The organism is Planktothrix sp. FACHB-1355 (assembly GCF_014748295.1).
Taxonomy (GTDB): Bacteria; Cyanobacteriota; Cyanobacteriia; order Cyanobacteriales; family Aerosakkonemataceae; genus Aerosakkonema; species Aerosakkonema funiforme_A.
In genome coordinates this window covers 1-2,166 of sequence record NZ_JACJUP010001168.1, presented here as the reverse complement: position 1 = coordinate 2,166, position 2,166 = coordinate 1, and the positions used below count along the sequence as shown (strand labels likewise).

The window sequence follows — 2,166 nt, the reverse complement described above, 5'->3', positions numbered from 1 at the left end:
CAGTTCGTAGCGGAGGCTGAAACCCAAAATATCGGAATCTGTGAGAGGCCGACGGGACTCGACGGCGAACAGGGGTGTATGAGTCGATCTCAGTTTGGTTGCTAAATCGGGTGCCGGTAAGTAGGCGCGATCGCAAAGTTGTCCCGGCTGAGCATTCAGGATGTTGTAGAGAATTATATGCCCCAGATTAGACGCCCCAACCTCATAAACTTCTGGGTAAGTCAATACCCAGCGCACCCTTGCTTCATCCCAAGACTTATGTACCGCTCCTAACTCATTACCCAAATAGCGAGCCGGTTTGAGAATATCTGATGTTAGTAATTCTTCTACTGATACTGCCACAACAAAATTCTGGGAGAGATTTCACCAGATAAGGCATTTGTAGTGTGTCTGCCCTATCAATCTAATCATACTTGTTCTTATGCGTGGCAGGCGACCCTGTTACGGGAGAGATTTCACAGTTGGTGGCTTTACTCATGCCAAAACTCTGCTTCCGCCGGAAAGTGGGCAAACAAGCAGGTCAGGCACACTTAAAATTTTTGCTCAAATTCTTAACTATCTAGCGATGTCGTGTTGTTACTGCATTAACTGCGCGGCCAATCTTGTTGGCTAACAACCTATTGCAGCTTCAAAGGCGGCGCGACTTGCAAAAATCTCAAACACTCTATCGAGCTGAGTTAACTCAAAAATGATCCGAATTGAGGGTGAAACGCAAGAGAGGCCAAAGTGCTGGTTTTGCGTTTGAGCCTGAGTCAGAGCAGAAACCAACACCATCAGGCCCGCGCTGTCTAAAGATTCTACCTGCTCCATGTCAACCAGGACAACCGCTTTGCGATCGGAGGACATAGCTACTGTTAGCTGGCGTCCAAATTCAGGCGCGTTGGCGGCGTTGATGTGGCCTTGAGGTCTAACTACGGTCATTTGTGAAGATGCAAGTGTTGTCTGCACGATCTAATCCCCCTTAACACAAAATTAAATTGTCGCCGTCTATGCCTTTGACTTTATACGCTAGCTGTCAGTATTGACTACTGTCTTTAGGCATTTTTACGGAATCTTCATCCAGATAGGGCACTTTTTTAAAGTTTTGAGAAAGAAGTCCCGCTTAAAAGTAAGCAAAGATACGCAATTATGGCCTCAGATACTCTGAGGCCATCGCAAATTGAGTCAGTGTTTTCACGTAGGCAGTTACCACAGGTAAACAAGACTGACCTGCTAAAATTGAAAATGAAATTTGTGTCTAATGAACAGGGTTAGACGATCGCATCCTCCCAAAGGCAGATACTGAACATTATTGTTGTGAAAAATAGTTGCACCCTAGCTGCACAAGCCTCTGTTTTGCCTACATCAGTTCATCGGCATTTCCGGAAAGGCAGAAAATTTGCTATTTCTTAGCAAGGGGGTTTCAAGGCATCTACGAAAGCCTATAGCACCTTAAATGATTGCGTAAGGACGCCAGAATCTCACCTTGCACAAACCCACTAAAATATCTGATTAATAGAGGAACCCTTATTGAGAGTAAATCATAAGTTTTAGCAATCTACTGTGAGTGAGATCACTTAGAGTAATGGTTTTAGATCACTCGCACCGAAAAGTATAAGACAGAAAATTGGTACATGAAGGAGTTCTGCCCACAACCGTGGAAGCTAAAAACGCGATTCGTCAACTTGTAGAAAAAGCTCTCTTTAGTCGGCGATTGACGCCGGACATAGAGAATGAAATCAACTATGAACTAACGCGACTGGGTTACATCTCGGACGTGGATTACGAAGCGCTGGAACTATTGATGGATGAGATGGATGCCGGTCGAATTCAGTTGGTGTCCAGTTATTAACAGGACACTCTTCTAGATTAGGGGCCAAGGGATTTTATTGATACTCAAAAAATTAGTGCGGTTCGATCGTGAGCCGTAGAAAGCTGAGCTATCAACCCAGAGACGATCGCCAACCTGACTAAATTATTGAGTTGGCGATGGGTATCTTGATAAAACTAAGATACTCTGCTTTATGGAAAAATTGGGTTGAAAACTCCGTCGTTCTACAACGGCTTTTGGTAAAATTGAACGCAAGCGGAAGACAAGATGTAGTTGTGGCATACGAACTTACTCGCTGGATAAAGACTAATGCCACCAATCCGAATGGGTTGCCCCAATGCCTCACTGCCCTCTAA

Annotated in this window: 2 protein-coding genes and 1 pseudogene; 1 reads left to right on the top strand and 2 read right to left on the bottom strand. The window is 44.7% G+C overall.

The features are described 5' to 3' along the window. Together H6S82_RS30325 and H6S82_RS30320 are read right to left on the bottom strand one after the other, a co-directional pair. Positions 1-342, bottom strand: a pseudogene (locus tag H6S82_RS30325) (B12-binding domain-containing radical SAM protein); the annotation flags it as partial. A 267-nt stretch (positions 343-609) separates the two neighbouring features. Next, a complete protein-coding gene (locus H6S82_RS30320; RefSeq protein ID WP_190463461.1) occupies positions 610-948 on the bottom strand; it encodes an anti-sigma factor antagonist in 339 nt (112 codons plus the stop codon). A gap of 688 nt (positions 949-1,636) precedes the next feature. On the opposite strand from H6S82_RS30320, the gene H6S82_RS30315 reads away from it, so the two are divergent. Continuing rightward, positions 1,637-1,831 (top strand): hypothetical protein, encoded by a 195-nt coding sequence (locus tag H6S82_RS30315; protein WP_190463463.1) that lies wholly within the window; start codon positions 1,637-1,639, stop codon positions 1,829-1,831. Positions 1,832-2,166: the final 335 nt, after the last annotated feature.